The 2,898-nt window shown below is 76.4% G+C and carries 4 protein-coding genes and 1 pseudogene; 3 read left to right on the top strand and 2 right to left on the bottom strand.

What is annotated here, in order from left to right:
* A partial coding sequence (locus SSBG_RS28270; RefSeq protein ID WP_037870817.1) for an MFS transporter occupies positions 1–558 on the bottom strand: 558 nt, incomplete at its 3' end.
* Between the two features lie 93 nt (positions 559–651).
* Here SSBG_RS28270 and SSBG_RS28265 point away from each other — a divergent pair.
* Entirely contained in the window at positions 652–1,275 is a 624-nt protein-coding gene (locus SSBG_RS28265) for a CGNR zinc finger domain-containing protein (RefSeq protein ID WP_008749463.1), read from the top strand.
* Here SSBG_RS28265 and SSBG_RS28260 read toward each other — a convergent pair.
* Positions 1,267–1,839 (bottom strand): MarR family winged helix-turn-helix transcriptional regulator, encoded by a 573-nt coding sequence (locus tag SSBG_RS28260; RefSeq protein ID WP_234010677.1) that lies wholly within the window; start codon positions 1,837–1,839, stop codon positions 1,267–1,269. The two genes, SSBG_RS28265 and SSBG_RS28260, sit on opposite strands and share 9 nt — an antisense overlap.
* A 107-nt stretch (positions 1,840–1,946) precedes the next feature.
* Between SSBG_RS28260 and SSBG_RS28255 the strand changes: the two genes are divergently transcribed.
* Together SSBG_RS28255 and SSBG_RS28250 are read left to right on the top strand one after the other, a co-directional pair.
* Positions 1,947–2,357: an organic hydroperoxide resistance protein gene (locus tag SSBG_RS28255; protein WP_008749461.1), complete on the top strand. Its 411-nt coding sequence runs from the start codon at positions 1,947–1,949 to the stop codon at positions 2,355–2,357.
* A gap of 201 nt (positions 2,358–2,558) precedes the next feature.
* Positions 2,559–2,898, top strand: a pseudogene (locus tag SSBG_RS28250) (hypothetical protein); the annotation flags it as partial.

Raw genomic sequence — 2,898 nt, 5'->3', positions numbered from 1 at the left:
CGGGAGGCGGAGGGCGGCGGGGGCCGCGAGGAGGACGAGGGTCAGGGCGGTCGCGAGGGACGCGGGTGCTCCGGCGAGGCTCGCGATCAGCCCGGCGAGGGCGGGGCCGAGGAGCGTCGCCGCGGTGAAGCCGAGGCCGTCGAGGGCGGCGGCGCGCGGCAGCGCGGCGGGCGGCACCAGGTCGGGCACGCGTGAGGTCCAGCCGCCCGAGAGGGCGGGGCCGGGCAGCCCGGTGAGGAGGGCGAGCGCGAGGAGGAGGGGGTAGGGGGCGCGGTTCAGGGCGAGCAGCAGGAGCGCGAGTCCGGCCGCGTACCCGGCGAGCGCCGCCGCGAGGACGCGTCCGGGGCGGCGCGCGCCGTCGAGCAGCGCGCCGAGCACGGGGCCGCCGAGCGCGGCGCTCACGAGGAGCGCGGCGACCAGTCCGCCCGCGCGGGCCGGGCTCCCGGTGGTGGCGCCGAGCGCGAGCAGGAGCAGCGCGGGGCCCGCCATCTCGTCGCCGGTCCGGGCGAGGGCGGCGGCGAGGAGATGACGGGCGAGCGGGGACGGGCGCGCGGACATGGCGGGGAGCGTAGGGACGTGACGAAGAAGCCCGCCAGTAGCGTTACCGCGGGGGCGGCGGACGGCGTCGCCCAGGCGCGGGAGGAGCGCGGGATGGAGCGCGGCACGGAACGGGCGGAGCGGCTGCGGCGGGCCAGGGCGGCGGGTCTGGAGCGGGCGGAGTGGCGGGGACGGCTCGCGGAGGAGCGGGTCGCGGCGCGCACGGTGGCGGTGGTCAACGTGCTGCACGGGGAGGGGGCCGGGCCCGCCGAGGTGGCCGCCGTGCTCGTGGAGTACGGGGAGCGGCCGCCCGTGCGGCTCACGGACGCCGACGTGGCCGCGCTGCGGGTGGCGGCCGGTGAGGTGCGGGACGTGCTGGCCGCGCCGGATGCCGGGGCGGCGGTGGCGCGGCTCAACGCGCTGCTCGCGCGGTGTGCGGGGCCGTTGCGGCTCACCTCGCACGGTGGCGGGTCGCCGTGGCACCCGCACATCGACTCCGGCGACGAGGCGCCGTGGGACGAGTGGTTCCGGGCGACCTCGGCGCTCGCGCTGCTGTCGGTGGTGCGGGAGCGGCAGGGGCCGCCGGGCGCCGTGTGCGCGGCGCGCGGCTGCGCGCGCGTCCTCATCCCGTACGGGGCGGGTCCGCCGCGCCGTTTCTGCTCGCGGCGGTGCGCGACGCGCGAGCGGGTGGCGGCGCACCGGGCGCGCGCCGCCGGGAACCCCTCACCCTCAGCTTGAGGGTTCGGGTTCCGCCGTCGGGAGCGCGGCGGGGTCCGCCACGAGACCCTGTGCCGCCGCGCGGTCCAGTGCGGCGGTGAGGTGGCCGAGGCGCGCGCGCAGGTCCTCGATCTCGTCCAGGCGGAGCCCGGTGGCGGCGGCGATGGCGCGCGGGACACGCAGAGCGCGGGTGCGCAGGGCGGCGCCCTCGCGCGTGAGGCGGACGGCGACGGAGCGCTCGTCGCTCGCGAGGCGTTCGCGCCGGACGAGCCCCGCCGCCTCCAGCCGCTTGAGCAGCGGCGAGAGCGTCCCGGAGTCCAGGCGGACCAGCGCGCCGATGCGCTTGACGGGCAGTTCGCCGTGCTCCCACAGCACGAGCATGACGAGGTACTGCGGGTAGGTGAGCCCGAGGTCCTTGAGCGCGAGCCGGTACACGCTGCCGAAGGCGCGCGAGGCCGCGTTGAGGGAGAAGCAGATCTGCCGGTCGAGCAGCAGGAACTCCTCCCCCGCCGCTCCGGCCTCCCCGGTCCGGCCGGGCACCTGGGCCACCTCTCCGGCCGCCCCGGCCGCTGTCGTGTCTGTCATGGGACCCAGCCTAACGCCACGGCACCGTTTTGGTTGTGCACAACTTAATTGTGTGCTCTACTTCTCTCACGGCAACAACCCCACGACAGCGAAGAGGGATGGACTCCATGGACGCGATCTACACGGCGGTGGCCACGGCGAACGGGCGCGACGGCCGCGCGGTCAGCGCGGACGGCCAGCTCGACCTCGCCCTCGCGATGCCGCCCGCGCTCGGCGGCGACGGCAAGGGCACCAACCCCGAGCAGCTCTTCGCCGCCGGGTACGCGGCCTGTTTCGCGAGCGCCCTCGGTCTCGTCTCGAAGCAGGCGAACGCCGACACGAGCGAGGCGTCCGTGACGGCGGAGGTCGGCATCGGCAAGGACGGCGTGAGCTTCGGCCTCAAGGTGACCCTGCGCGTCGAGCTGCCCGACACCATCGACGCGGAGACGGGCCACCGCCTCGTCGAGCAGGCCCACCAGGTGTGCCCGTACTCCAAGGCGACGCGCGGCAACATCGACGTGGACCTCGTCATCGAGTGAGCCTCCGTACGGGGCACCCCCCGCCCCGTACGGACCACCCCCGGGCCCGGAACGCACCCCCCGCGTTCCGGGCCCGGGGCGCGTGCGCACCCGGCCGGAAGCCGTCCGTCACCGCACCCGGCCGCCGAAGACCTCGCGACACACCTCATATCAAAAGCCGATAAACGGGATGAAATGATCGCGTGCGCTTAGTCTGCCGCCGTGAACAGGCAGCGCACGAGGACGTACAGGAGACGCACCCGGCTCGGCCTTCCGGCCGCCGCACTCGGGCTCGCGGTGGCGAGCATCGCGGCGGCCCGGCCCCCGGTGCAGCCACCGCGACCGCACACCACCGCGGTACAGGTGGCGGAACAAGGAGCACGCGCGGAACTCGCCGGGCTCACGCTCACGCCGGTCGCCGCGCTCGGCATCGGCCGCTTCCGCGGCACGTACGGGATCGCGGACTCGCCCCGCGCCGGTACGTCCCGGGCGGGCGACTTCGCCGATCCGGACGGGGTGCTGTCGTACCTGACCGTGACGGACGGGACGGTCACGCGCACCG

Source organism: Streptomyces sp. SPB074 (assembly GCF_000154905.1).
Classification (GTDB): domain Bacteria; phylum Actinomycetota; class Actinomycetes; order Streptomycetales; family Streptomycetaceae; genus Streptomyces.
Note: the sequence above shows the minus strand (reverse complement) of the source record. Positions and strands in the feature narration are given on the sequence as shown.

Bases quoted from the DNA above. Each gene is read 5' to 3' on its own strand.
- SSBG_RS28265 (WP_008749463.1), top strand. From the start codon at position 652: ATGGAGCGCGGCACGGAACGGGCGGAGCGGCTGCGGCGGGCCAGGGCG.
- SSBG_RS28260 (WP_234010677.1), bottom strand. From the start codon at position 1,839: ATGACAGACACGACAGCGGCCGGGGCGGCCGGAGAGGTGGCCCAGGTG.
- SSBG_RS28255 (WP_008749461.1), top strand. From the start codon at position 1,947: ATGGACGCGATCTACACGGCGGTGGCCACGGCGAACGGGCGCGACGGC.